The 24,904-nt window shown below is 71.8% G+C and carries 15 protein-coding genes and 1 tRNA gene; 6 read left to right on the forward strand and 10 right to left on the reverse strand.

Annotated features, from left to right (window positions below; genetic code table 11):
- Nucleotides 1–27 precede the first annotated feature (27 nt).
- The 3 genes from HLH48_RS04340 to thyX all read left to right on the forward strand — a co-directional run bounded on the left by HLH48_RS04340 (nucleotide 28) and on the right by thyX (nucleotide 8,105).
- A complete protein-coding gene (locus HLH48_RS04340) occupies nucleotides 28–5,094 on the forward strand; it encodes an alpha-2-macroglobulin family protein (RefSeq protein WP_182996284.1) in 5,067 nt (1,688 codons plus the stop codon).
- On the forward strand, nucleotides 5,094–7,067 hold the full coding sequence (gene pbpC / locus HLH48_RS04345; protein WP_182996285.1) for a penicillin-binding protein 1C: 1,974 nt from the start codon (nucleotides 5,094–5,096) through the stop codon (nucleotides 7,065–7,067). The genes HLH48_RS04340 and pbpC overlap by 1 nt, the downstream gene beginning before the upstream one ends.
- 87 nt (nucleotides 7,068–7,154) lie before the next feature.
- Complete coding sequence (thyX, locus tag HLH48_RS04350) at nucleotides 7,155–8,105, forward strand: FAD-dependent thymidylate synthase (RefSeq protein WP_182996286.1); 951 nt, start codon at nucleotides 7,155–7,157, stop codon at nucleotides 8,103–8,105.
- 24 nt (nucleotides 8,106–8,129) lie between these two features.
- Here the strand turns inward: thyX and HLH48_RS04355 are convergent, their stop codons facing one another.
- Entirely contained in the window at nucleotides 8,130–8,987 is an 858-nt protein-coding gene (locus HLH48_RS04355; RefSeq protein WP_343065389.1) for an MOSC domain-containing protein, read from the reverse strand.
- A gap of 248 nt (nucleotides 8,988–9,235) precedes the next feature.
- Between HLH48_RS04355 and HLH48_RS04360 the strand changes: the two genes are divergently transcribed.
- Entirely contained in the window at nucleotides 9,236–10,042 is an 807-nt protein-coding gene (locus HLH48_RS04360; protein WP_182996288.1) for an MlaA family lipoprotein, read from the forward strand.
- Between the two features lie 14 nt (nucleotides 10,043–10,056).
- Nucleotides 10,057–10,689, forward strand: a complete 633-nt coding sequence (locus HLH48_RS04365; protein WP_182996289.1) for an MlaC/ttg2D family ABC transporter substrate-binding protein — start codon at nucleotides 10,057–10,059, stop codon at nucleotides 10,687–10,689.
- A gap of 18 nt (nucleotides 10,690–10,707) precedes the next feature.
- Here the strand turns inward: HLH48_RS04365 and HLH48_RS04370 are convergent, their stop codons facing one another.
- The 3 genes from HLH48_RS04370 to HLH48_RS04380 all read right to left on the reverse strand — a co-directional run bounded on the left by HLH48_RS04370 (nucleotide 10,708) and on the right by HLH48_RS04380 (nucleotide 13,258).
- On the reverse strand, nucleotides 10,708–11,262 hold the full coding sequence (locus HLH48_RS04370) for a GNAT family N-acetyltransferase (protein WP_182996412.1): 555 nt from the start codon (nucleotides 11,260–11,262) through the stop codon (nucleotides 10,708–10,710).
- A 157-nt stretch (nucleotides 11,263–11,419) separates the two neighbouring features.
- Complete coding sequence (gene ettA / locus HLH48_RS04375; protein ID WP_182996290.1) at nucleotides 11,420–13,099, reverse strand: energy-dependent translational throttle protein EttA; 1,680 nt, start codon at nucleotides 13,097–13,099, stop codon at nucleotides 11,420–11,422.
- Nucleotides 13,100–13,184: 85 nt separating this feature from the next.
- Nucleotides 13,185–13,258: transfer RNA gene (locus HLH48_RS04380), tRNA-Ile, on the reverse strand.
- Nucleotides 13,259–13,419: 161 nt separating this feature from the next.
- Between HLH48_RS04380 and ppa the strand changes: the two genes are divergently transcribed.
- Nucleotides 13,420–13,947 (forward strand): inorganic diphosphatase, encoded by a 528-nt coding sequence (ppa, locus tag HLH48_RS04385; protein WP_182996291.1) that lies wholly within the window; start codon nucleotides 13,420–13,422, stop codon nucleotides 13,945–13,947.
- Between the two features lie 36 nt (nucleotides 13,948–13,983).
- Here ppa and HLH48_RS04390 read toward each other — a convergent pair whose 3' ends face one another.
- From HLH48_RS04390 to HLH48_RS04415, 6 genes are all read right to left on the reverse strand, one after another.
- Entirely contained in the window at nucleotides 13,984–15,210 is a 1,227-nt protein-coding gene (locus HLH48_RS04390) for a glycosyltransferase family 4 protein (RefSeq protein WP_182996292.1), read from the reverse strand.
- A gap of 46 nt (nucleotides 15,211–15,256) precedes the next feature.
- Nucleotides 15,257–16,393 (reverse strand): hypothetical protein, encoded by a 1,137-nt coding sequence (locus HLH48_RS04395; RefSeq protein ID WP_182996293.1) that lies wholly within the window; start codon nucleotides 16,391–16,393, stop codon nucleotides 15,257–15,259.
- Complete coding sequence (locus tag HLH48_RS04400) at nucleotides 16,393–19,398, reverse strand: glycosyltransferase (protein WP_182996294.1); 3,006 nt, start codon at nucleotides 19,396–19,398, stop codon at nucleotides 16,393–16,395. Before HLH48_RS04400 ends, HLH48_RS04395 begins: the two co-directional genes overlap by 1 nt.
- A gap of 3 nt (nucleotides 19,399–19,401) precedes the next feature.
- The gene (locus HLH48_RS04405) at nucleotides 19,402–21,165 is read right to left on the reverse strand and encodes an SEL1-like repeat protein (protein ID WP_182996295.1); all 1,764 of its coding nucleotides are present in this window, start codon (nucleotides 21,163–21,165) and stop codon (nucleotides 19,402–19,404) included.
- 96 nt (nucleotides 21,166–21,261) lie between these two features.
- On the reverse strand, nucleotides 21,262–22,695 hold the full coding sequence (locus HLH48_RS04410; RefSeq protein WP_182996296.1) for an HlyD family type I secretion periplasmic adaptor subunit: 1,434 nt from the start codon (nucleotides 22,693–22,695) through the stop codon (nucleotides 21,262–21,264).
- A complete protein-coding gene (locus tag HLH48_RS04415) occupies nucleotides 22,692–24,872 on the reverse strand; it encodes a peptidase domain-containing ABC transporter (protein WP_182996413.1) in 2,181 nt (726 codons plus the stop codon). The genes HLH48_RS04410 and HLH48_RS04415 overlap by 4 nt, the downstream gene beginning before the upstream one ends.
- Nucleotides 24,873–24,904: the final 32 nt, after the last annotated feature.

Below are 24,904 nucleotides of genomic sequence, written 5' to 3' on the forward strand. Positions count from 1 at the left end.
CCACCACCCGCTCATCCAAGGTCCGTCATGCCCGGTCTGTTTTCGCGCGCGCGTCCTGCCTGTCTCTGCCTTGCCGCGATCGCGCTGGCCCAGCCCCGGGCCGTCGCGGCCGACACGCCCCCGCCGCCCCTGCATTTCGACCGCGCGACACTGGACGCGACGGGCGAGACCCCGGAAATCTGCCTGCATTTCGACCAGCCGCTGAAAAGGCAGGACAACGCCGCCCTGGCGGCGGCGATCCATCTCGCGCCCGACGCGCGGCCGGCGGTCAGGGTCGAGGACCGGATGCTCTGCCTGGGCGGCCTCGCCTTCGACCAGCGCTATCAGGTGACGATCGGCACGGCCATCCTGTCGGCGGCCGGCGGCCATCTGGCCGCGCCGGTCACCCTGGCGGCCAGTTTCGGCAACCGCCCGGCGCATGTCGCCATCGCGGGCAACGGCTTCATCCTGCCCGGCCACGCGACGGCTGGCGTGACCGTCCAGAGCGTGAATGTCCACGCGGTGCGGCTCCATGTCTTCCGCATGCAGCCGCATATGCGCTTTCCCGGCACCGGACAGGATGGCGGCGTCACGCCGGACCTCAGCCAGACCACCATGGAATCCTGGACGTTCCGCAGCCTGCTGGGCCAGGACCTCAGCGAGGTCTGGCACGGCACGATGGCCGTCGACGGCGCGGCCAACCGCACGGCCGAAACGGCCTTTCCACTGGCCGACATCGTGGACCGCAGGCAGCCCGGCCTCTATCTGGTCACCGCCGAGGACGCGGCCGTCGCCCCCGCGTCCAGCCCGGTCGAAGCCGCCCTGCGCGCGGCGCGCGGCCACGCGGACCAGCCGGGCGGCGACCTGACCGGGTCGCGCGAGTTCGCGACCCACTGGGTCGATCTGAGCGACCTGGGCCTGACCATGCTGAGGGGCGAAGACGGGCTGACGGTCGGCGTCCGCTCCCTGGCCAGCAGCCTGCCGGTCGCGGGGGCCACGCTGACCCTGCGCGGGCGCGACGGCGGCATCCTGGGCACGGTTCATACCGACAGGGCCGGCGCGGCCCGTTTCGCGGCCCCGCTGCTGCGCGGACGCGCCGCGCACGAACCCGTCCTGCTGATCGCCGAACAGGATGACGATATCGGCTTCCTGCGCCTGGACCGGCAATGGTTCGATTTTTCCGAGCATGGCGCCGCCGGCTCGGGCGAACGTCACCACTCCGCCGTTGCCGACGGCCTCGTCCGCGCGCTGGTCCAGCCCGATCGCGGCCTCTACCGGCCCGGCGAGATCGTCCGCCTGCTGGTGCTGATGCGCGATCGCGCCGGCAGGGCCGCCGGCGGCCTCCGCCCGAGCCTCATCCTCCGCCGCCCGGACATGACGCGGGACCGCGTCCTGCCGCTGGCCGCCGACCAGGCCGGCGGCTACGCCGTTGCCCTGCCCCTCGACGCGACGGCGCCACTGGGACAATGGCGGGCGGAGATCCGCCTCGACCCGACCATGCCGCCGCTGGGCAGCGCCGGGTTCGCGGTCCGCGATTTCGTGCCGCAGGTCATTGCCGCCGATTTCAGCGCGCCATCCGCCGTCAGCCCCGGACAGACGATCACCGTCGACGCCACGGTCCGCTTCCTCTACGGCGCGCCGGGCGCCGGGCTGAGAAGCGACAGCCATTACCGCGTCATCCCCGCCCCCGACCCGGTCGCGGATTATCGGGGCTGGTCGTTCGGCCTGGAAAACGAGGACATGGCCCCGATCGGCGGCGATATCGACGCCCCGCCGGCCGGGCCCGACGGCCATGCGCGGCTGGCCTTCACGCCCGATATCCCACCGGGGCTGACGCGGCCGCTGGCCGTGGCGCTGGATGCCGGGTTTCTCGACCCGCTGGGGCAGCGCGTCGGCCAGCAGCGCCTGATCGCCATCCGGCGCACGGCACCGCTGATCGGCCTGCATGTCGCGGCGCGCGGGTCCGACAGCGGGCAGTCGGGACCGGTGCCCGTCGATATCGCCCTGCTCTCGCCCGACGACCGCCCGGTGCCGGCCGCGGCCCTCCACTGGACCGTCTCGCGCCTCAACCGGATCTATGACTGGTCGCATGACGGGGGAAATGGCTGGACCTTCACCAGCCACGTCATCGACGTGCCCATGCGCGCGGGCGATGTCACGACCGACGGCCACGGACGCGCCCGCGTCTCCCCAGTGCTCGACTGGGGCGAGTACCGCCTGACGGCGAACGACCCGGCCAGCGGCGCGGCCACATCCGTCCGCTTCACGGTCGGCTGGGCCGCCCGGGCCGAGGATGAGGGCGCGCCCGACCGACTGGTGCTGAGCGTGCGCGACGCCCATGTCGCGCCCGGCGCCGGCACCGTCCTGCATATCGGCGGCGGCATCGCGGGGCAGGCGCTGGTCACGCTGGCGACCGACCATGTCCTGTCCATGCAGACCGTCGACGTGCCGAAAGAGGGCCTGTCGGTTCCGCTGACGGCCACCCCGGACTGGCAGTCCGGGGTCTATGCGCTGGTCACGCTCTACCGTCCGCTCGCCGGCCCGGCCGCCACGTCGATGCGCCCGCACGACCCGGTGCGGGCGGTCGGCCTGGCCTGGATCGGCGTCGACCAGGAGAAGCACCGCCTCGCCGTGACGCTCGACGCCCCGCGGACGGTCGAACCGCGTCGCAGGCTGACCGTCCCGGTCACGATCCATGGCGCCGGCGGGGCCCCGGCGGGGGCGGTGCGCGTCGTGGTCGCAGCGGTGGACCAGGGCATCCTGAACCTGACGCATTTCCGGCCGCTGGACATGTTCGACATGCTGTTCGGCCAACAGCGGCTGGGGCTGGACATGCTCGACAATTACGGCGCGCTGCTGCTGGGCGACGCGAAGGCGGGGCACATCCGTTCGGGCGGGGACGCATCCGGCGACGAGGAGGGGGAGAGCGGCCCGCCGATCCGGAGGCGCGCCAGCGTGGCCCTGTTCGACGGCCCGGTCTCGCTGGACGCGTCCGGCCATGGCCATGTGTCGTTCGACGTGCCGGATTTCGACGGCCAATTGCACCTGATGGCCACGGCGTGGAGCGACGACGCGGTCGGCAACGCCGAGCGCGACGTGATCGCGCGGGACCCGGTCTTCCCCGATCTCGGCCTGCCGCGCTTCATGGCGCCCGGCGACAGCGTCCAGGCCCTGGTCACGCTGGTCGATACGACGGCGCCTCCGGGCACCTATACGGTCCGGCTGTCCACCGACGGCCCGCTGCGCCTGACGGGCGCGAGCACGTTCGAAACCGCCCTGGCGCCGGGCATGCGAAAGGAGACCCGCCTGCCCCTCGCCGCCGATCCGACGGGACCGGGCGGCGCCGAAGGCCATGTGCATCTGACGCTCCGCCGCGCCGGCAGCGCGACGACGCTGCTGGAGCGGCACTGGCCGATCACGATCCGGCCCGGCCACATGCCGGTGACGGCCAGCGACGGCGCATGGCTGCAACCGGGCGGCCGCCATGTCGTCGCCCGCGACGCGCTGGCGGGATTCGACGCGGCGGAGACGCACGTCACGCTGGGTCTGTCCGCCTCGGCGGGGATCGACACGGTCGGCCTGCTGCAATCGCTGCCCCGCACCCTCTGGGGCCCGTCCGACACCCTGGCGGCCCAGGCGCGCGCGTTGCTTCAGGTTACGGATCCGGCCATGCTGGGACCGCATGAAACGGCCGCCACAGTGGGCGACCGGGTGCGCTCGGTCATCGAGACGCTGTTCGACCGCCAGAACGCGGCGGGCGCGATCGGGCAGTGGCAGGCGAATGACGGGCGCACCCTGCCCGACGACCTCGATTACCTGGCGGATTTCCTGATCCGCGCGAAAGCGGCCGGCTATCCCGTCCCGGCGGACCGGCTGGACCTGCTGCTGGACCAGATCGACGCCGAACAGATGCGGCCCATGTCCTTCACCGGCGGGCCGGGGCCCCGCCTGTCGGTGCTGAACACGCGCGCCTACGCGGCCTATGTGCTGGCGCGCGCGGGGCGGCTGCATCCGGATGCCATCCACGACCTGGCGGCATCGCTGGTCGCCCGGACGCAGCAGGGCCACACCACCCTGCTGTGGGCGGAGAGCGAAGCCGGCGACGCGCAGGCCGGACCGCAGGCGCTGGGCCATCTGGCGGCGGCGCTGCGCCTGGCCGATGCACCCGATGACGGCGGGGCGACCGCGCCGGGCGGCCTGTTCGACGCCGCCATCGCCGCGCTGGGGCCGGAACGCACCGGCCCGCCCGGGGTCCTCGATGCCGGATACTGGGCCTATGCCCGCGACCTCGCCAGCCTGGCGGCGCTGGCCGCCGAAGCGCATGACGACACCAGGGCGCGCCTGCTGATCGACCGGTTCGGCAGGCTGACCGTGGCCCCCGAGTCCCTGACCGGGCAAAGCCGGACGGCGCTGCTGGAAGCCGCGCGGGCGATGGACCAGGACACGGCCGGCCGCGCCGTGCGGGTGGACGGCCACGCGCCGCCGCCGCTGCGCCTGCCCGCGTTCTGGTCCCTCACCCCCGCCATGCTCGACCGGGGCGTGCCGGTCGACAATACCGGGCAGAAGCCGCTCTTCGTCACCCTGACGCGCCACGGCGTGCCGGACGGCGACGCGACGCCCGCCGCCCGGGGGCTGACGCTGGAGCAGGCCGGCTACACTCTGGACGGCGCCCCCTTCGACCTGGCGCACATGCGGCAGACCGACCGGTTCATCGTCAGCCTGAAAGGTACCGCGCCGCTCCCCGGCCGCTATCAGGTCGTCCTCACCAGCCTGCTGCCCGCCGGATGGGAGATCGAAAGCGTGATCCCGCCGTCCGACGCCGCCCCCGATCGCGCGGAGGACGACGAGTCACGCGGCCGCCACGCCCCCTATGGCTTCCTCGGCCCGCTGACCGGGGTGGACAAGGCGGCGATCCGCGACGACCGCCTGACCGTCACCCTGCGCTTCGACACGCGCAACCCGCGCCAGGCCCGGCGGGGCTTCCAGATCGCCTATATCGCGCGGGCCACCATGCCGGGCCGTTTCGTCCGTCCCGAAGCCGTTGTCAGCGGGCGCTTCCGTCCCAGCCTGATGGCGCGCACGGCCTCCGGCACGGTCGATATCGCGCCGCGCTGATGGCGACCGGCCGGCTCTGGCCGCTGGGGGCCGCCGCCCTGCTGCTCGGCGGGCTGTTGCTGCTGGACCGCCTGGCCCCGCCCGACCTGACGCGGGCGCGCCAGTTCGCCCTGATCCTCGACGGGCGCGACGGCACGTGGCTGGACGGCCATACCAGCGCCGACGGGCTGTGGCGGCTGCCGGTGCGGGCGCGCGATGTCGACCCGTTCTATCTCGCCCTGCTGCTGAAGACCGAGGATCGCCGATTCGCCGCCCATCCCGGCGTCGATCCGGCGGCATTGGCGCGGGCGGCCTGGCAATTCGCGCGCCGGGGCCACGTCGTCTCCGGCGGCTCGACCCTGGCCATGCAGGTGGCGCGCCTGCTGACGCCCCATCGCCACACCCTGGCCGGCAAGGTGCGGGACCTGCTGCGCGCACTGCAACTGCAATGGCGGTTCGGCCGGGCGGGGATTCTCGACCTCTACCTGACCCTGGCACCGGAGGGCCGCAATATCGAAGGGGTGCGGGCGGCCTCGCTGCTCTATTTCGGCCATGAGCCGGCACGCCTGACCCCCGCCGAGGCCGCATTCCTGGTCGCGCTGCCCCGCCGCCCGTCGGCGCTGCGGCCCGACCGCCACCCGGCCGCGCTGGTCGCGGCGGCCCGCGCGATCCTGGCACGGGGGGCGCCCGCCGCGCCGGCCGTCCTGTCATGGCAGGCCCCACGGCCACCGGCCGTCCCGCATGACGCGCCCGAACTGCTGGGCCACATGCTGGCGGCGCGCCGCGCCGGCATCGTGACGACGACGCTCGACCCGCTGCTGCAACGCGAGATCCGCCGGATGCTCGCCGCGCGCCCGGCCCCTCTGCGCGGCACGTTCGCGACCCTGGTGGTCGATCGCGACCGGACCATCGCGGCGTGGATCGGCGGCGCCGAACATGCCTGTCCGGGCCAGGCGATCGACCTCGTCCGGGCACCGCGCTCGCCGGGATCGACCCTGAAGCCCTTCGTCTACGGCATGGCGTTCGAGGCGGGGAGAATGACGCCGCGTACCCGCGTCAGCGACATCCGCATGGCCATCGGCGGGTATGCCCCCCTCGATTTCGACCGTCGCTTCCGGGGCGAGACGACGGTCGGCGAGGCGTTGCGCTTGTCGCTGAACATCCCGGCGATCCAGGCCCTGCGCAGCGTCGGCGCCGCCCGCTTCATGGCGCGGATGCGGGCCGGCGGCGCGACCCTGCGCCTGCCGCGCGGCGCGGGAGCGAACCTGGCGATCGTCCTCGGCGGGGTCGATCTGTCGCTGTTCGACCTGACGATGCTCTATACCGCGCTGAATCACGACGGCATGGTCGCGCCGCTCCGCATCGCGCCCGGCCCCGCACCACCGGAGACGCGCCTGCTGTCGCAACGGGCGGCGCGCGACGTGCGCGCGATCCTGCGCGGCACCGCCCCGCCGGACGGCACCCCCGCCTGGGACGACGTGGCGTTCAAGACCGGCACGTCCTTCGGCAGCCGCGACGGCTGGGCGATGGCGGCGACCGCGCGCTGGACGGTCGGGGTCTGGGCGGGCCGCCCGGACGGCACCGCCTCGCCGGGCCTGACGGGGCGCGACACGACCGCGCCGGTCCTGGCCGATATCCTTTCGGTCCTTGCCCCGGCCGACCTGCCCGGCACGCCGGACGCCGCCCCCGCGCACCAGCCCATGGCCGCGCTGTCTCCGGCCCTGCGGAGGCTGCCGCGCCCCGACGGCCCACAGGTCGTTTTCCCCCGCGATCACGCGGACCTCGAAAGCCGTTCGGACGACGGCGCGATGGTGCCCATCGGCCTGGAGGCCTCGGGCGGCCGACCGCCCTATCGCTGGTTCGTCAACGGCGCCCCGCTCGCCGTTCCGCTCGGCGCGCGGCCATCCTGGACGCCGGACATGCCGGGCTTCGCGCACCTGACCGTGCAGGACGCGACAGGCCGCCATGCCAGCGCCGATATCCGGATCCGGTAGCCGGGGCCCGAACGGTCGCGGTGACGCGTCGGAGCGGATATGGTATGTGCGCCCGCTTGGACTCAGCGGCAGGGACGGAGCGCGGCCATGTTTTCACCAGACCAGAAATCGGAGATCGACGCCGCCCGCGCCGACTGGGCACAGACCCGCCGCACGGTCGTCCCCGCCGTCGAAGAGGCGCTGTACGAGCCCCAGCCGGTGCTGGGCAGCGGATTCGTCCGGCTGGTCGACTACATGGGCGGCGACGCGGCCATCGTGCAGGGCGCGCGCGTGTCGTACGGGCGCGGCACCCGCAGCACCTCGGACGACCGGGGGCTGATCCGCTATCTGATGCGCCACCGCCACACCAGCCCGTTCGAACTGGCGGTGGCCAAGTTCCACGTCCGCGCCCCGATCTTCGTCACCCGCCAGTGGTTTCGGCACCGCACGGCCAGCATCAACGAATATTCGGCCCGCTATTCGGTGCTGGAGAAGGAATTCTATTTTCCCCGGCCCGAGGACATCGCCCACCAGTCCGCCAGCAACAAGCAGGGGCGCGGCGACAGCCTGCCCCCCGACGCCGCGCAGCATGTGCTGGACCTGCTGCGCGAGGACGCGACCCGCTGCTACGACCATTACCTGGAGATGCTGAACCAGGACGAGGCAGGGAATGTCGTCGACCCCACCCGCCCGGTGGTGGCGCGCGAACTGGCGCGCATGACGCTGCCGGTCAATGTGATGACGCAGTTCTACTGGCAGCTCAACCTGTGGAACCTGCTGCATTTCCTGCGGCTGCGCGCCGACGCCCACGCGCAGTATGAAATCCGCGCCTATGCCGACACCATCCTGACCCTGGTGGAACGCTGGGTGCCGCTGACGTTCGAAGCCTTCCGCGACTACATGCAGGAAGCCGCCCTGCTCTCCGGCCCCGCCCTGCGCGCCCTGCGCGACGTGCTGGCCGGGCGGGAGGTCGATCTTCAGGCCTCGGGCCTGTCGAAGCGCGAGGTCACGGACCTGGTCGGCCTGCTGCCGGAAATCGGGCCCAGGCTGGGCCGATAACAGGACGCAGATAACAGGGCGCCGTCAGGCCGGGACGAGGTTCGACGGCCCCTCTTCCAGCACCCGCACCGCATCGCCGACCGCGACGCGGCCCGGTCGCGCCACCACCGCGTTCTGGCCGAACATCACCCCGCCCCAGGCGCGGCGCGTGCGGGCCAGCGTCGCCAGCGGCTCGCGCGGGTCGGGCCTTTCGGCCGTCTGCTGGTCGATCGTCGTCACGACGCAACGCGAACAGGGCTTGACGAGTCGCAGCAGCGCCTCGCCCACCGCCAGCAGGCGCCAGCGATCCTCGGCCCACGGCGCGGCCCCTTCCAGCACCAGGTTGGGCCGGAAACGGTCCATCGGCACCGGCGAGGGCAGGTCGCGGTTCAGGGCGGCCAGCGACTCGCGGCTGGCCACCAGGACCGCGAACCCGTCGGCGAACCCCACCGTGGCGCCCGGCGGCGCGAAGGCCGGATCGGCCGGCCGCGCCGCGACATCATGCAGGTAGACCAGCCGGCACGGGCGGCCCAACGCGCCGGTCAGCCACGCCGCCGCCGCGTCGCCCGCATCGACGGCCGGCACACTGTCCGCCCATACCCGCACCGTCCGCCGCGCGCCGTCCGCGGGCGGGCGGACGACCGCCTGCGCGCCGTGGCCCGCCAGCGCCAGCACCAGTCCGCCGCCGGCGCCCCGCGCCACCGTGACCAACGCCATCCGCGCCACCTGGCGCTGGGTCAGGAACCCGCCATCCGGGTCGGTGACCATCCAGCGCCGGTCATCCTCGAGCCCGCAGAGCTCCAGCCGGCCATCCGCCACCGCGATCCCGCCCAGTGACTTGACGGGATGGACATGCAGCGCCACCACCCGCCCCACGGCGGTCGGACTCGCCTTCTCGTTCACCATTCGCCTCCTCAGAATCATCCGAAAACATGTCGCCCATGGCGGCATCACAGAAACGTGAAAGACGCTGCCGTTCCCCGTTTCCATCTCCCGGCGCATGACCGATCGGTCAAGGGGGCGATTGCACACGCCGCGTCCCATGCTAGAGAGAGACCTCGCGGACGCATCTCGACGGCCCGCGACATCCATTGGCTTCCCCGCGCGTTGCTGGCGTGCGGGGACGGCAGACCAGGGAAACGGGAACAAGCATGCGCGCAGTGACAGGATCGATCTTACAGCCATCCCGGTCATGTGCCCGCCCCCGCCGGATCGCCCGCCTCTTCGCCGGACTGGGGCTGGCCGCGCTGGCCGGCTGCGCGGTCCCGCCCCCGAAGGACCCGGACGCGCTGGCCGAATATCGCGAGGCCAACGACCCGTACGAGCCCCTCAACCGCAAGATGTACGACCTCAGCATGACGCTGGACAAATACTCCCTGCGCCCGGTGGCCAAGGCCTATGTCTGGGCGGTGCCCTATCGCGTGCGGCAATCGCTGGGCAACCTGGTCCAGACGATGAACGAGCCGGTGGTGTTCTTCAACGATGTCGGCGCCGGCAAGTCCCGCCGGGCGGGCGATGCGTTCGTGCGCTGGTGCATCAACATGGTGGCGGGCGTCGGCGGCCTGATCGACGTCGCGAAATATGCCGGCTATCCGCACCACGACAATGACGCCGGCCTGACGCTGGCGACATGGGGCGTGCCCTCCGGCCCCTACCTGTTCATGCCGATGATGGGGCCGTCCTCGTTCCGCGACGGCGCGGGCTACGGCATCGATGTCGGCCTGTCGCCGTGGAACTATGTCCCCAGGGGCTACGGGCTGCTGACATTCAACTGGGCCTATAACATCATGGGCACGATCAACGGACGGGCCGACCATCTGGACGCGCTCGACCAGTTGCAGAAGGACGCGCTGGACCCCTACGCCACCATCCGCAGCGCCTACCAGCAGCAACGCAAGGCGCAGACCGACGCCATCCGCAACGACCACCGCGCCACCGTACCCGACTGGTACAACTGAACAGGGACACAGAAATGAAGACAGCCCTCTCCCGTCGTCATACGCTGGGTCTTGCCTTCGCGGCCGCCATGCTGTGGGGCACGGCGGCGGCCCGCGCCACGCCCGCCGACGATGCCCGCGCGTTTATCAACACGTTCGGCCAGCAGATGGTCGCGATCGTCAATTCGAACCGTTCGTTGTCCGAGAAGAAGAGCGCCTTCCAGCCCCTGCTGGAAAACAATGTCGATATCGATTCGATCGGCCGCACCTGCCTGGGCCGCTACTGGCGCGTGGCCACGCCCGAACAGCGGACCCGCTTCCTGTCGCTGTTCCATCAGGTCGTGGTCAATTCCATCACCGACCAGATCGGCGACTACCGGGGCGTGACCTTTACCATCGGCCGGGTTACGCCGTCCGGTACCGACCAGGCGGTCGATACGGTGATCAACCGTCCCGAACAGCCGGCCGTCAATGCGCAATGGATCGTCAGCTTCGGCAGCGGCCGGCCCATGGTGATGGATGTGGTGGCCGAAGGTCCCCGGCTGAGCGTGACCACGCAGCAGGATTACGCGTCCTTTCTCAGCCAGCATAACGGCAGCATCGACGCCCTGCTGCACGCGCTGGAGCGCAAGGTCGCGGCCCACAACGCGCCGGCCCAGGCACATTGAGTCCGGGCCGCCTCCGCCCTATTCCGGCAGCCTGACCGGACGGCGCGGCGGCAGGGGCGGCAACGGGTCGGACGCGGCGTCGCGGATGCTTTCATAGACCAGCATCCGGTGGCCGTCGCGTTCGAAACTGTCGCACTGGGTCATGCCGATCCCGCCCAGGATGGTGCGCGAGGCGATATTGGTGTCGCGCGTCACCGCCATCACGCGGCGAATCCCCGAATCATGGGCGAAGCTCAGCGCCGCCGACGCGGCCTCCCGCGCCAGGCCGCGCCCGGCCGCCCATGGCCAGAGCGCGAAGCGCAGGCCGAGCCCGCGCCCGTCGGGGCGCTCATGCAGGCCGGTCATGCCGATAAAGCGGCCATCCTCGCGAATCGTGAAGATGCCGACCCCGCGCCGCGCCCAGCAGGCCATGTCGTCGGCCATGTCGGACTCGGCCTGCTGGCGGCTGCGCACGCCGCCCAGCATCATGCCGAACGCCCCGGCATCGGCCTTCAACCGGGCCATGTCGTCGATATCCCGCCACGCGACCGGCTCCAGCACCAGGCGCGGCGTGCGGATCGACCCGCCCGTGATCCGGGGGCGGCTCGTCCATCCGGCACCGTCGGCGGGCCGCCCCCACGGACCACGGCGCAGGTGCCGCGTCTCCAACGGGTCCGGCCCGTCAGCGTCGCGCGGCGGCCGCGTCACCGGGGCCCGGCAGGACGAAGGGGGCGGGCATCGCCCTGGCGGTTCAGCGCGCCAGGGGGCGGTATTTGATCCGTCCCGGCTCGGTCGCATCCGGGCCGAGTCGGCGTCGCTTGTCCTCTTCATAGGCCTGGAAATTACCCTCGAACCATTCGACGTGGCTGTCGCCCTCGAAGGCCAGGATATGGGTCGCCAGACGGTCGAGGAACCAGCGATCATGGCTGATGATCACGGCGCAGCCGGCGAATTCGGCCAGCGCGTCTTCCAGCGCGCGCAGCGTATCGACATCCAGGTCGTTGGTCGGCTCGTCGAGCAGGATGACATTGCTTTCCTGCCGCAGCATCTTGGCCAGATGCACGCGATTGCGCTCGCCGCCCGACAGGATGCCGACCTTCTTCTGCTGGTCCGCGCCCTTGAAGTTGAAGGCGCCGACATAGGCGCGCGACGGCACGGCCCGCTTGCCCAGATAGATGACGTCGGTGCCGCCGGAGATCTCCTCCCACACACTCTTGTTGTCGTCCAGGCTGTCGCGCGACTGGTCCACATAGCCCAGCTTGACGGTGTCGCCGACCTTCAGCGTGCCGGAATCCGGCTGCTCCTGGCCCACGATCATGCGGAACAGGGTCGACTTGCCCGCGCCGTTCGGCCCGATGACGCCGACGATGCCGCCGGGCGGCAGCTTGAAGCTGAGATCGTCGATCAGCAGACGGTTGCCGAACGCCTTGCGCAGGTCTTCGGCCTCGATCACCGTGCCGCCCAGGCGGGGGCCGGGCGGAATGACGATATCGGCCGTGCCCGTCGCGCGCTCGGCGTTCTGGGCCAGCATTTCCTCGTAGCGGGCGATACGCGACTTGCTCTTGGCCTGGCGCGCCTTGGGGCTGGAGCCGATCCACTCCTGCTCGGCGGCCAGGGCGCGCTGGCGGGCGCTCTCTTCCTTCTCCTCCTGGGCCAGGCGCTTGCGCTTCTGTTCCAGCCACGAGGAGTAATTACCCTGGAACGGATAGCCCCGGCCACGCTCCAGCTCCAGGATCCAGTTGGTGACGTTGTCCAGGAAGTAGCGGTCATGGGTGATGATCATGACCGTGCCTTCATAGTCGCGCAGGGTCCGCTCCAGCCACGCCACGCTCTCGGCGTCCAGATGGTTGGTCGGTTCGTCCAGCAGCAGCAGGTCGGGCTTTTCCAGCAGCAGGCGGCACAGGGCCACGCGGCGACGCTCACCACCCGACAGTTTGGTGACCGGGCTGTCGGCCGGCGGGCAGCGCAGGGCGTCGAGCGCGATGTCGATCTTGCGGTCCAGTTCCCAGCCGTCGCCGGCGTCGATCTTTTCCTGAAGCTCGGCCTGTTCGGCCAGCAGCGCCGTCATCTCGTCGTCGGACATCGGCTCGGCGAACTTCATCGAGATCTCGTTGAAGCGGTCGACCGCCACCTTCAACGCGCCGAAGCCCAGCGCCACGTTCTCGCCGACGGTCAGCGACTCGTCCAGCTTGGGCTCCTGCTCCAGATAGCCGATCCGAGTGCCTTCGGCGGCCCAGGCCTCGCCCCCATATTCCTTCTCGATCCCCGCCATGATCTTCAGCAGGGTCGATTTACCGGCGCCGTTCACGCCCAGCACGCCGATCTTCACCCCGGGCAGGAAGGACAGGGTAATGCCCTTGAAGACCTCGCGCCCACCCGGATACGCCTTGGTCAGGTCCTTCATCACATAGACATATTGCGTGGCGGCCATGACGAAGGCTCCCGATGATCCAGAGTAAAAAGAAACCGAGCGGCCGGCGTTCCGCGTGCTGGAGGCGCGGCCTGGTCTTGCAGCCTGCGCCCGGCAGGACTTGAACCCGCAACCAAGCCGTTATGAGCGGCCCGCTCTGACCAATTGAGCTACGGGCGCGCAGGCCGGTCCTCACTTCGCGCATGTGCGGGCTTTTGGCAAGATGCGCGTTGCCCCGCGCGGGCGATTCCCGCCGCCGAAACGATGCTTGGCAAGGACCGGCGGCACCGGTAGGTTCGGCGCCATTCTGTCCCTGTTTTCCAAGAGTATGGAGCGCCGCCATGGATGTGTCGAAAATCTCGCCCGGCAAGGACGTGCCGTTCGATATCAACGTCGTCATCGAGATCCCGCAGGGGTCGTCGGTGAAATATGAAATCGACAAGGACAGCGGCGCCGTCGTCGTCGACCGCATCCTGTTCACGCCGATGGCCTACCCCGCCGCCTACGGCTTCATTCCCGGCACGCTGGCCGCCGACGGCGACCCGGCCGACGCCCTGGTGCTGATCCCTGCCCCGGTGGTGCCCGGCGCCGTGATTCGCGCCCGCCCGATCGGCATGCTGCGCATGGAGGACGAAAGCGGCCAGGACGAGAAGATCATCTGCGTGCCGCACGACAAGGTGCATCCGCACTATTCCAAGGTCGAAAAGCTGGAAGACCTGCCCGAGATCACTCTCCAGGCGATCGAGCATTTCTTTACCCGCTACAAGGACCTGGAGAAGGGCAAGTGGGTGAAGGTGACGGGCTGGGCCGGTCGCGAGGAAGCGGGCGAGGTCATCATGGAAGCGCTGGCCGCCGCCAGAAAGGGCTGACCCCTTCGCCCCGTCCCGCGCGCGCGGGACGGGGCGTCATGCCTCCCGGCGCGCCACCCGGTCGATCAGCGCCCGATAGCGCGCCATATAATCCCCCATATCCAGCGTGCGCTCGGCCTGCCGGCGCGCCGACCGGCGCAGCCGGGCGGACAGGCGGCCGTCCTCCAGTACCTCCAGCACGCCGTCGGCGATGCGGTCTGGGTCCAGAAACGGCACCAGCCGGGCGGTGCGGCCGTCGGTCAGGAATTCGCGCACCGGCACGGTGTCGCTGCCGACGATCGCGCAGCCCATCGCCATCGCCTCGCGCAACGACCAGGACGCGACGAACGGATAGGTCAGATAGACATGCGCGTCGGACCGGCGCAGCAGCGCGCGGAACGTGTCGTATTCGACCCGCCCCGCGAAATGAACCCGGTCCGGATCGATCCGCCCCGCCAGTTCGGCCAGCATCCGCGCCCGCCACGCCCCCTGCGGCAACCTGGCCCCGTAGCTGACGCCATCGCCCCCCACCAGCACCACCCGCGCGTCCGGCCGCGCCGCCAGGATGCGCGGCAGCGCGCGCATAAAGACATGGAAGCCGCGATAAGGCTCCAGGTCGCGGGCCACATAGGTCACCAGCCGGTCCTGCGGCGCGATGACCGTGCCGGCGACGGATAGCGGCCGGTGAAAGGCCGAAGGGTCCGGCGAACAGGCGGCGAGGTCGACCCCTTCGGGCAGCAGGGCGATCCGGTCCCGCGCCCAGTCGGGATAGGTCATCCATTGGAAGCGGGTGGGCGTATGGCCATGCCCGCCCAGCGCGAGCGCCTGGAGATTGACGGCATTCTTGGCGCGGATGACCGGCCGCAGGCTTTCGGGCGACGGAAATTCCGGATCGAACCCCACATCCAGCGCCTCGGCGTGATAGAAGAATTCGAAATAGCCCAGCACCGGCACGCCGGGAAACACGTCGCCCAGGTTCAGCAATTCTCCCCAGCCATGATGGCCGATCACGATATCCGGGCGATAGCCCAGTTCGCGCAGGCTCATCGCCGCCCGCGCCACGCATTCGGCCCGCAGCAGCGCCAGGTCGAAATCCCGCGCTCCCGGATGCGCGGCATCGAGCCCGCCGCGCGGCAGCCGATAGGCCACGCGGCGAACGCCAGGCACCTGGCTGGCGTTCGGTTCGCTGATGAAGACGATCTCGTTTTCCGGGTCCTGGCCCAGATGCCGCAGCAGATGCAGGAACTGTCCGGGGAAATTCTGGTGAACGAACAGATATCTCAAGACGTCATCCCGAACCGATGCGTGGCGGGCGCATGCGCGTCTCCGGTCACGGCTCCTGTCTGGCCCGGCGCCGCGCCACCATCTGCCGGCGCGCCTTCAGCAGGTCCACGCGCGACCCCGGTGCCTTCCGGCCCCGGCCGGGGTGAACGGCTTCGATCGGCGGCGCCTCCTCGACCGGCGGCGCGATATCCCGGGCCCGACGCGGCCGGGCCGTCCCGGCGGGCGCCTCGACGACAGGCGGCGGGGCCGCCGCCGGCTTGCGGGGCCGGCGCGGGGGTTTCGTCTCCGCCGCGCGCGCCCCGGCCAGCAGCGCCCGTTCCCCGTCATCTGGGATGTCCGATTCCGCGACCGGCACGATCTCGACGCGGAAAGCTTCCAGCGGGGCCGCGCTTTCGGCCTCGGCCACCGCGCCGTCCGTCACCGGCCCGGTCCGGCTGCCATCGGTGAAACTGGCCCAGACCCGGCACCGGTAGCGCGCGGCGGCCTGCGGCTTCAGCCGGACGCTCAATCCCAGGATCGGCAGCGCCATCCCGCGACTGCCGCAGAATTGCCCGCCCGAAACCCAGGGCGACATCCAGCCACGCCCCAGCACCGCCTGGTATTCGATGTCCTCGGCGGTGATCGGCCGCGTGGGCGCGATGGCGAAGCCCTCGATCCAGTTGCCGCTGCCGGGGGTGCCCATCCATTCCGCCAGGGCATGCGCCACATCGCCGCGACGCTGGATATGCGCCGTCAGTTCCCCCGGAGGAGCCTCCGCTTTCGGCACCACGGCCGGCGGCGCCACCGCGGCGGAACCCGGGCCGGCCGCCGTCGGCGCATCGGCCAGACGCACCACCTGAAGGCGCGGCGTCTCGCTCACCCGCACCGGGTCGTGATAGATGGTGATCAGGATCTGCCCGGCCGCTCCGGGTACCCGCACCAGGGCCGCGTTGCGCGCCGCCCCCAGCCAGCCATCGGCATCGAAGGTCGCGATCCCGACCCCGGCCCCGCCCGGCCCCGGCGCGCGCGAGATCCGCACGCCCGGCAGGCCCTCGCTCGCCGCGCCGCCCGCCGTGCTGCCCGGGGCCTCGTCGGCCGAGGCATGGAAGATGCAGTACAACCCCGCATCCAGCGTCATCACCCGGCCGGCGACCTTCAGGTCGGTGATCCGGCTCGGATTGTCCGTCGCCATGCTGTCCGGCATCAGCGTGTTCCCCCGCCGGGAGCAGCGGGGCCAGAGGCGAGGTCAAGCGTCGGCAAGTCGTGGACTGGGTGCAAGGTCGAGGTTTCCCTGTTCTCCCGGGGGCACGCGGTAGCCGCCCCGATTCGGCCATAAGACAGTAAAAACGTATTCAATTCGTGAATCGGCCGGCCCGGCGGCCACACCGTTCCCCAGCCGGTGCGGCGCACCCGCTCCGCCATGGCGCCCAGGTCGAACACCACCGCGCGCAGTCCCGCCCGCCACGCCAGGCCCAGGGCGAAACACCAGGTCTCGGGCCAGATCGACGGCAGGAAGGCCAGGTCGGCACGTTGCGCCGCGAGCAACGCGGCGCCGTCACCTTCCTCGTACGGCCCGGTGACGAACACCCGGCCGGTGGCCATCAGCGCCTCGTCGTCCGACGTATGCCCCACCACGACGAACTCCAGGTCCAGCCGGCGCGCGGCGGCGTCCCGCGCCGCCGCCAGCAGGATCTCGTATCCTTTCTCGACCCCGATCGCGCCGGGAACCGCCACCCGGACCCGCCGCGCCGACGCACGGACCATGGGCACCGCGATGGCACGATCGTCTTCCAGCGCCGCCACGCCGATCGCCAGGCCGGGGAAGGCCCGTTCCATCCGGCGGGCAGTATCGGCGGATGGCGCCCACACCGCCGCCGCTCCGCGCAACACGGCATCGGACCGGGCGCGATAGGCCGACAGGCGCGCCGGCACCGGCCCCGCGCCCTCCAGAAGGCTTTCCCCCGCCCGCAGGCAGACGACGCAATCCGCCGGTCCCGGCGCGCCGCAATGGCGGCCGGACGGGTCCACAAGCGCGACGCGCGGGCAGAACCAGACATAATCATGCAGATGGACCGCGTACGGCACGCGCAGTTCGGCCGCCAGAGCCGACGCATCGACCCCCAGCCCGTGATGCCATTCCACCCGGTCCACGCCCGACGCCCGCAGCACCGCCAGCAACAGGTCCCGCTCCACCGGCAGGCGAAAGCGCGGGGTGGCCGACCACGCGTCTCCCGCCGCGTCTTCCAGCCGGCACCCGTCGGGCGTGGGGCGCAGCACCACCGGCCGCGCGCCCTTCGCGCGCCACATTCGCGCCCGCTCCCGCACCACCCGTTCCACGCCCCCGCCCTGGTCGTGCGTGACCAGCAGCACCGCGTGCCGCCAGCCGGCCCCGCCGCGCCGCCAGCACAGCAGGTCCAGCCGCCGCCGGGCGGCGAACAGCGGATCGGCGGCGATATGGGCGGCGACCAGCGCGCCATAGCCGGGATGCAGCCGGTCCATGATCGCCAGGTTGCGCCGCAGCAGCGCCGGACGGACCGTGCCGAAGGACGCGGCGCCCGCATGGCCGACAAACGCGCCGGGCGCCGCGACATGCCGCCAGCCGACCTCCGCGACCCGGCGGCAGAATTCGTTTTCCTCGCCATAGCCCTGGGCGAAAAGATCGGCGCGGAACGGCCCGGTGCCCGCCAGGCAGTCATGACGGATGAACAGGCAATAGCCATGCCCGGTCGGCACATCGACCGCCTGCCCGCGATTGGCCGCCCGTGCCGCCGCCATCAGCCGCCGCATCGCCGCCGGATCGGGCATCGGCCGGGGCGGATCGCCGGGCAGCGCGTCCGGACCGGGCCAGGAAAAGATGCTGGCCCGGTTCGACAGCGGGGTGACGGTGCCGATATCCGCCGCGCCATAGGCGATATCGGCCAGTTCGGCGAGCCACCCGCCAGCCACCAGCGTATCGCTGTTCAGCAGCACCACGTCGCATCCCGCCGCCGCGCGCACGCCGTCATTGGCCGATCGCGGAAATCCCAGGCGCCGCCGGTGGCGGATCAGGCGGATATGCCCCTCGCGCATCCGCCGATCCAGTTCGGCGGCCAGCACCGGGTCCGGCGTCGCATCGTCGACCACGATCACCGCCACCCCGTCCCCCACGCTGGCCGACACCGATTCCAGGCACGCCAGGGTCGCGGCGCGGTCGCCATGCACCGGAACGACAATGGCCACGCCGACCCGCGGCGGCGGCATGGATGGCGGCGGCCGGGCGGCGCCGTCATCGGCGCACGCGTCCCCCCGGTCCACAGCCAGCGGGCTGCCCGGCAGTTCACGCCCGTCCGGCCCCCCCACATGCAGCAGGCCGGGCGGCAGGCCGGCCGCCGCCACGGCAAAGCGGCGCGGCCGGGCCAGGGGCAGGACACTGTCCGACCCCAGTGCCGGACCGGCGGCGACGACGCGCCGGACCAGGCGCCCCCGCGCGTCGCGGACATGCAGGACCGGCGGATGATCCGGGTCCGCCGGATGCCACGCCCAGCCGGACACTCCCTCCGGCCCGGCCTCGACCAACCCGTCGATCCGTTGCAGCGCCGCCGGGTCCAGCGCGCTGCCCAGCAGCGGCGCGCCGCCGGCCAGAACCTCCACCCGCCGCGCACGGCGCCACCGGGCGGGCAGCACGCCCCCATCCCGCAGGTCGGAGAGGGGCTGCCCATCGATCAGCACCGTCACCGGCGGCGCACCTCCCCCCAGGCACAACCGCCCGGACACCGACAGCCCGCACCAGCCCGGCCGCCCGGCCCGCGCCGCCAGTTGCGCGAACAGGGGGCCCGCTTCGCCGGACGGCACATGGCGCGACAGGGCCTGCTGCCCGGCCGCGATCGCGGCCGCGTCCTCGCCCGCCATCAGCAGGGCGGCGGCGAGGGCGACCCAGCCCTCGCGAAAATCGAAACGCCCGGTCAGCGCGCGCAGCAGATGCGCGGCGCCCTGGCCGTCGCCGCCGCGCAGCCGCGCCATCGCCAGCGGAAAGGCCACGACGGCACTGTCCGGGGCCAGGCGGTGGGCCCGCTCGTACCAGGCCCACGCGCTGTCATGGTCGCCGCCCTCCTCACGCTCCCGCGCCCGGCGAAAGGCCGACTGGGCCTGGGAATCGGCCCATATCTGCCATGCCGCGCGATCCGCCGCGCTCACCCGGCCGCGCGCGGGCCGCGCGATGCGTCCCGCCATCACTCAGCCCGTCTCGACACGCGCGGCCGGCCCCGGCCCCAGCCGCACCAGCTCGGCCGCCGCATCGGACACGCCCTGCGCGGCCGCGCGCTCCAGCCATCGCCGGGCCTCCGCCGGGTCGGTCTCACCGGCCAGCCCGCGCAGCAGGTAGCGCCCCAGCATCAACTGCCCCAGCGCGTTGCCGCGTTCGGCGGCCATGTGAAACCAGTGCTGGGCCTGGCCACGGTCCACCGGCAGGTCATGCCCGCCGCCCAGCATCGCGCCCAGCGAGAACATGGCATCGACCTGCCCCTGCTCGGCCGCCGCCCGGTACAGCGCGGCGGCCCCCGCATGGTCGCGCGGGCCGCCGCGCCCGGTCAGCATCAGTTGCGCCAGCGCCACCTGGGCATCGGCCATGCCGGCCTCGGCCGCCCGCGCGATCCAGCCCCGGCCCGCCGCCGTATCGGCCGCGCAGCCGCGCCCCTCCAGCTTCATGCGGCCGTACCAGTATTGCGCGTTCACCACCCCGTCTGCGGCACGCAGCATCCAGGCCGCCGCCGCCGGCTCGTCGCGCGCCATCCCCAGCCCATGGGTCAGACAGATGCTGAAATTGAAGGCCGCGACCGGGTCCCCCGCGGCCGCGGCGTCGGCGAAATACCGCCCGAGATCGCGCCGGTCGTCCTCCGACACATCCTGGCCCAGCAGCAGATTGCCCAGATCGGCACCCGCCCGCCCGTCGCCCAGCGCGGCCGCCTGGCGGAAGCAGCGCGCCGCCTCGGTCACGTCGCGGGGCTGGCCCGCCCCGGTCAGGACCAGCATCCCCAACGCCCGCCAGGCCGCCGCGTGCCCGGCCGAGGCCGCGCGCCGGTACCACAGCGCCGCCTCGACATAATTCGGCGGCAGCGTGCCGCCACTGGCATACAGGTCGCCCAGCAGCGACGCGGCCTCCCGATCGCCGGCCAGCGCGGCGCGGCGCAGCCAGCTTTCCGCCCGCGTCGCATCGCGCGCGCAGCCCCGCCCTTCCAGCAGCGCCAGGCCGAACCGTGCCTGGGCCGCCCGCACGCCGGCCTCGGCCGCGCGACCGTACAGCGCGGTCGCCGCCGCCTCGTCACGGGCCACGCCGCGTCCCTGCTCGATCAGCGCCCCCAGCAGGAACTGCGCCGAGCCCAGCCCGGCATCGGCCGCGACCCGCAGGGCCTCCGCCGCCCGCGCCTGCCCGGCCTCGTCGCCGGCCGCGCGCATCCACACCAGCCCGAGCCCCAGATGGCCCTGCGGGCACCCGGCGGCGGCGGCGCGGGAAAACCAGCCCTCGGCCGCCGCCGGATCGCGCAGGCCGGGCGGCCCGTCCAACAGGATGTAGCCATAGAGCGCCTGCGCGTCGGGCGACCCCGCCTCGGCCGCCAGATAGGCCCATCGGGCGGCTTCCACCGGGTCCGGCACCCGGTCGTCCGGCGTTTCGGCCACCAAGCGCACGCCGTGATCCGAAATGCCGTCGCGCGGCAGGCCGAACAGATACAGCGTGCCCAGCACCAGCCGCGCCTCGACCCATCCGGCCTCGGCCGCGCGCCGCATCCAGCGCGCGCCCTCCACCAGGCTGGGCGGCACGCCGGTCCCGTCCAGATAGGCCCGCCCGACCCGGAACTGGGCTTCCGGCATGCCGGTTTCGGCCACGCTGCCCAACAGCGCCACCCCGGCCACCACCTCCCCGTCCTCGATCAGCCGCAGGGCATGCGCCAGCCGCGCCCGCGCGGAAAACCGCGCCCCCAGCGCCGACAAAGCCCGCTTCATAGCCCAACCTGGATCAGGCAGCCGCCCGAACGACCGCGGAGTTTGGGCCCGCAAACGCGCGCTGGTGGCGATCCGGCGTGCGCTCGCGGGTCCAAACTAGGGTTCACGCATGCCATTGGTGACGGCCGGCACCAGATGATTCATCAGATATTGCATGATGGTACGGCGGCCGACATGGATATCGGCCTCGACCGGCATGCCGGGCTGGGCGTGGAAGAAGGACGGCACGCCATGCAGCGTGTAGCGGTCGACCCGCACCCGCGCGCGATAGAAGGCGTCCATCCCCTGGGCGTCCGCCGGCCCGGAGGCAGCCTGCGATCCCGGCGCGGCATGGCCGCTCTCGCCCGGGGCGAAGGAATCCGCGCTGATGACGCGGACGACGCCCTCGGCCCCGCCATACTGGGTATAGGGGAAGGTCGCGAATTTCAGCAGCACATGGTCCCCCGGCCGGATGAAGCCGACATCCGAGCCCCGGATCGCCGCCTCGACCTCAAGTCCGCTATCGACCGGCACCAGGGTCATCAATTGCGTGCCCGACTGCATGACCGACCCCACGGACAGGGCGGCGATGCTCAGCACCACGGCGTCGCGGTCCGCGCGCATCACCACCATGCTGTGCCGCAGCCCGGCCTTGCGCGCTTCGTCGCGCGCATCGGCCAGATGATGCTGCGCGGTCGCCAGGTCGTCATAGACCGTGGCCTTCCAGTTCTGGACGAAGCCATCGCGTTCGGCCGTCACCGCCTCCAGCTTGGCGCGGGCGCTGTCGGCGGCCTTGCGGGCGGCGATCTGGGCGCGTTGGACCTCCATCAGGTCGTTCTGCGCCGAAAGGGTGGACAGGCGGCTGCCCACCTGGTCGCGTTGCAGGCGCAGGCGCATCGCAAGCACGTCGGCCGCGACGCGGACCCGGGCGCCATACATCGCGGCATCCGCCAGGTTGCCCTGCATGTCGCTGCGCGCGCCGGCGATCTGCTTGTCGTAATTCTCGACCCGGGCGGTCAGTTCCGCCCGCCGCCGCGCGAAGGCCGCGGCCTCCTGCACCGCGGCGGCGTCGGCGGGATCGGGCGTATACACCCGGCCGTCGGCCTCGGCCGTCAGGCGCGCGACCTGGGCGGCATAGGCATCGGCCTGCTGTCCCATATCCTCGACATCGGCACCGGTCACGGTGGGGTCCAGCCGGGCCAGCACCTGGCCCTTATGGACGAAATCGCCCTCCTGCACGTCGATGCTGCGGATGATCGCGGTTTCCAGCGGCTGGACCACCAGCGTCGCCTGCGTGGAGACCATCCGCCCCTGCGCGGCCACCACCTGATCGAGGGGGAAGACCGACATCACGATCACCCCCACGATCGCCAGCGCCGAGACGATCCATGTCAGATAAAGCGCCGAAGCCGTGGGCGGCAGGTCGATCAGCGCCAGGCTGGGCGAATGGAACTCCAGCAGGGCGCGGGGCATGGAGCGGTCTTCGGTCTCGGGCAGGACATAGGCCTCGACCGCGTCGATTTCGGGCGGCACCAGCGGGGTCGCGGTCATGGCGCGTCCCCCTCGGCCAGCATCGCCGCCGGATGGGCATGCGCCCGGCCGCCCGCCTCGTGCCGGTTCTGTTGCAGCCACAGCGCGCGATAGATGGCGCAGCGTTCCAGCAGCACGGCATGCGGCGCGATGTCGACCACCCGCCCCTGGTCCATGACGCAGATCTGGTCGCAATCGACCAGCGAGGACAGGCGGTGCGAGACGATGACCATGGTGCGCCCGCGCGCGATGCGTTGCAGGTTGGCGTTGACCACGGCCTCGCTCTCCGGGTCCAGGGCCGAGGTCGCCTCGTCCAGGATCAGCAGCCTGGGGTCGCAGATCAGCGCGCGGGCGATCGCCAGGCGCTGCCGCTGGCCGCCCGAAATGTTGGTCGAGCCCTCCTCGATCCAGGTCTCGTACCCGGCGGGCATGCGCTCGATGAATTCCTCGGCCCCGGCCAGCCGGGCGGCCCGGATCACGTCATCTAGGGTCAGGCCCGGCCGGCCGGCGGTGATATTGTCGCGCACGGTGCCGCGAAACAGGAAATTATCCTGCAACACCACGCCAAGCGACCGGCGCAGATGCAGCAGGTTGATCTCGCGCAGGTCCACCCCGTCCAGCCGCAGATACCCGGTATAGGACCGGCTGACCCCCTGGAGCAGACGGGTGATGGTCGACTTGCCCGAGCCGCTGCGCCCCACCAGGCCCAGCGTCGTCCCGGCCGGCACCTCGAAGCTGACGCCCGACAGGGCGCGCGTCGTGGCACCGGGATAGGTGAACTGCACCTCCTGAAACGACAGGGCACCCCGGATGACGGGGCGCAGTCCGGTCGTCAGGGCCTGGCGCTCGGTCGGCTGGTTCAGCACGTGGCCGGCCTCGCTCAAAGCGGTGCGGACCTCGCTCAGATCGTCCAGCAGCCGCGCCATGCCGACCAGCGGCGCGGCGACGCGGCCGCCCAGCATCATGAACGCCATCAGCGCGCCGCCGGCCATGTCGCCGCGATGGGTCAGGATCAGCCACGCCCCGACCAGCAGGATGCCGCGATTGATGAAAAGCTCGAACGGCTGGGCCACGGTCGCGGCCATGTTGCCCATCCGCCCCGCCGCCAGCCCCCACAGGGCCGCCTCGGCCGACCGTTCGTCCCACACCTGGCGCCGCGCCTGTTCCAGCGCCAGCGTCTTGACGGTGCGGATGCCCGCCACCGTCTCGTACAACACCGCGCCCCGCCCCATGTCGGCGGCCATCTTGCGGCCGATCAGGTAGCCGACGGGCCGCATGAAGCCGAACACCACCAGCCCGATCCCCCCTGCGGCGGCAAGGGTCATCCAGGCCATGGGCGGGCTGAAATAGAACAGGAACGGCAACACGACGACCAGGGTGAACAGGTCCAGCACCGTGCTCATCAGCTTGCCGGTCATGAAATCGCGCACCCTGTAGATGGCGGATACGCGGCCGATCACCTGCCCGGCCTGCTCGCGCTCGAAGAATTCCAGCGGCAGGGACAGCAGCCGATCGAACAGCAGCAGCGAGATCCTGGTATCCAGCCGCGTCGTGACCACCAGCGCCAGTTCCCGCCGCGCATAGGTCAGCAGAATTTCGTAAAAGCTCATGACGCCCAGGATCGCCGAGACCGAGATCAGGGTGGAGAACGACCGGTAATTCACCACCTTGTCGATCACCTGCATGACGATCAGCGGCGGGAAGATCGCCAGCACGCTCAGCACCATCGAGGCCAGCAGGATATAACGCAGCAGCCCCTTCTCGCGCAGCACCATGCGGCCCAGCCACGCGGCGTTGAGAGGGGCATCGGCCTCGCTCTGGTCGCGGCGGCGCTTGACCAACAGCACGTCGCCCGTCCAGACCTGCGCCAGACGCAGTTCGTCCAGCGGCACGGGGGGCGTGCCCTCGTCGCCCAGCGGGTCGCGCAGCCACACGACCCCGCGCTCCGGGTCGCCCGTCACCATCAGCCCCGCCGAACCGTCGCGAAACATCAGCACCATCGGCGGCATGCCGCGCAGCCGCACCAGGTCGCGCCAGCGCAGGCGCATGCCCCGCGCCACCGCCCCGCACTCGTTCAGCCAGCGCGCCAGCGCCGCCGGCGAGGGCGCGGCCTCGCCGGGCTCGGCGACGAAATCGCGGATATCCATCGACAGGCCATGATACCGCGCCGCCGCGACCGCCGCGTACAGGCGGATCATCGCCGGCGTCGGCCGCGCCTCATTGCCTTGTT

It is taken from the genome of Gluconacetobacter sacchari (assembly GCF_014174255.1).
GTDB lineage: Bacteria > Pseudomonadota > Alphaproteobacteria > Acetobacterales > Acetobacteraceae > Gluconacetobacter > Gluconacetobacter sacchari.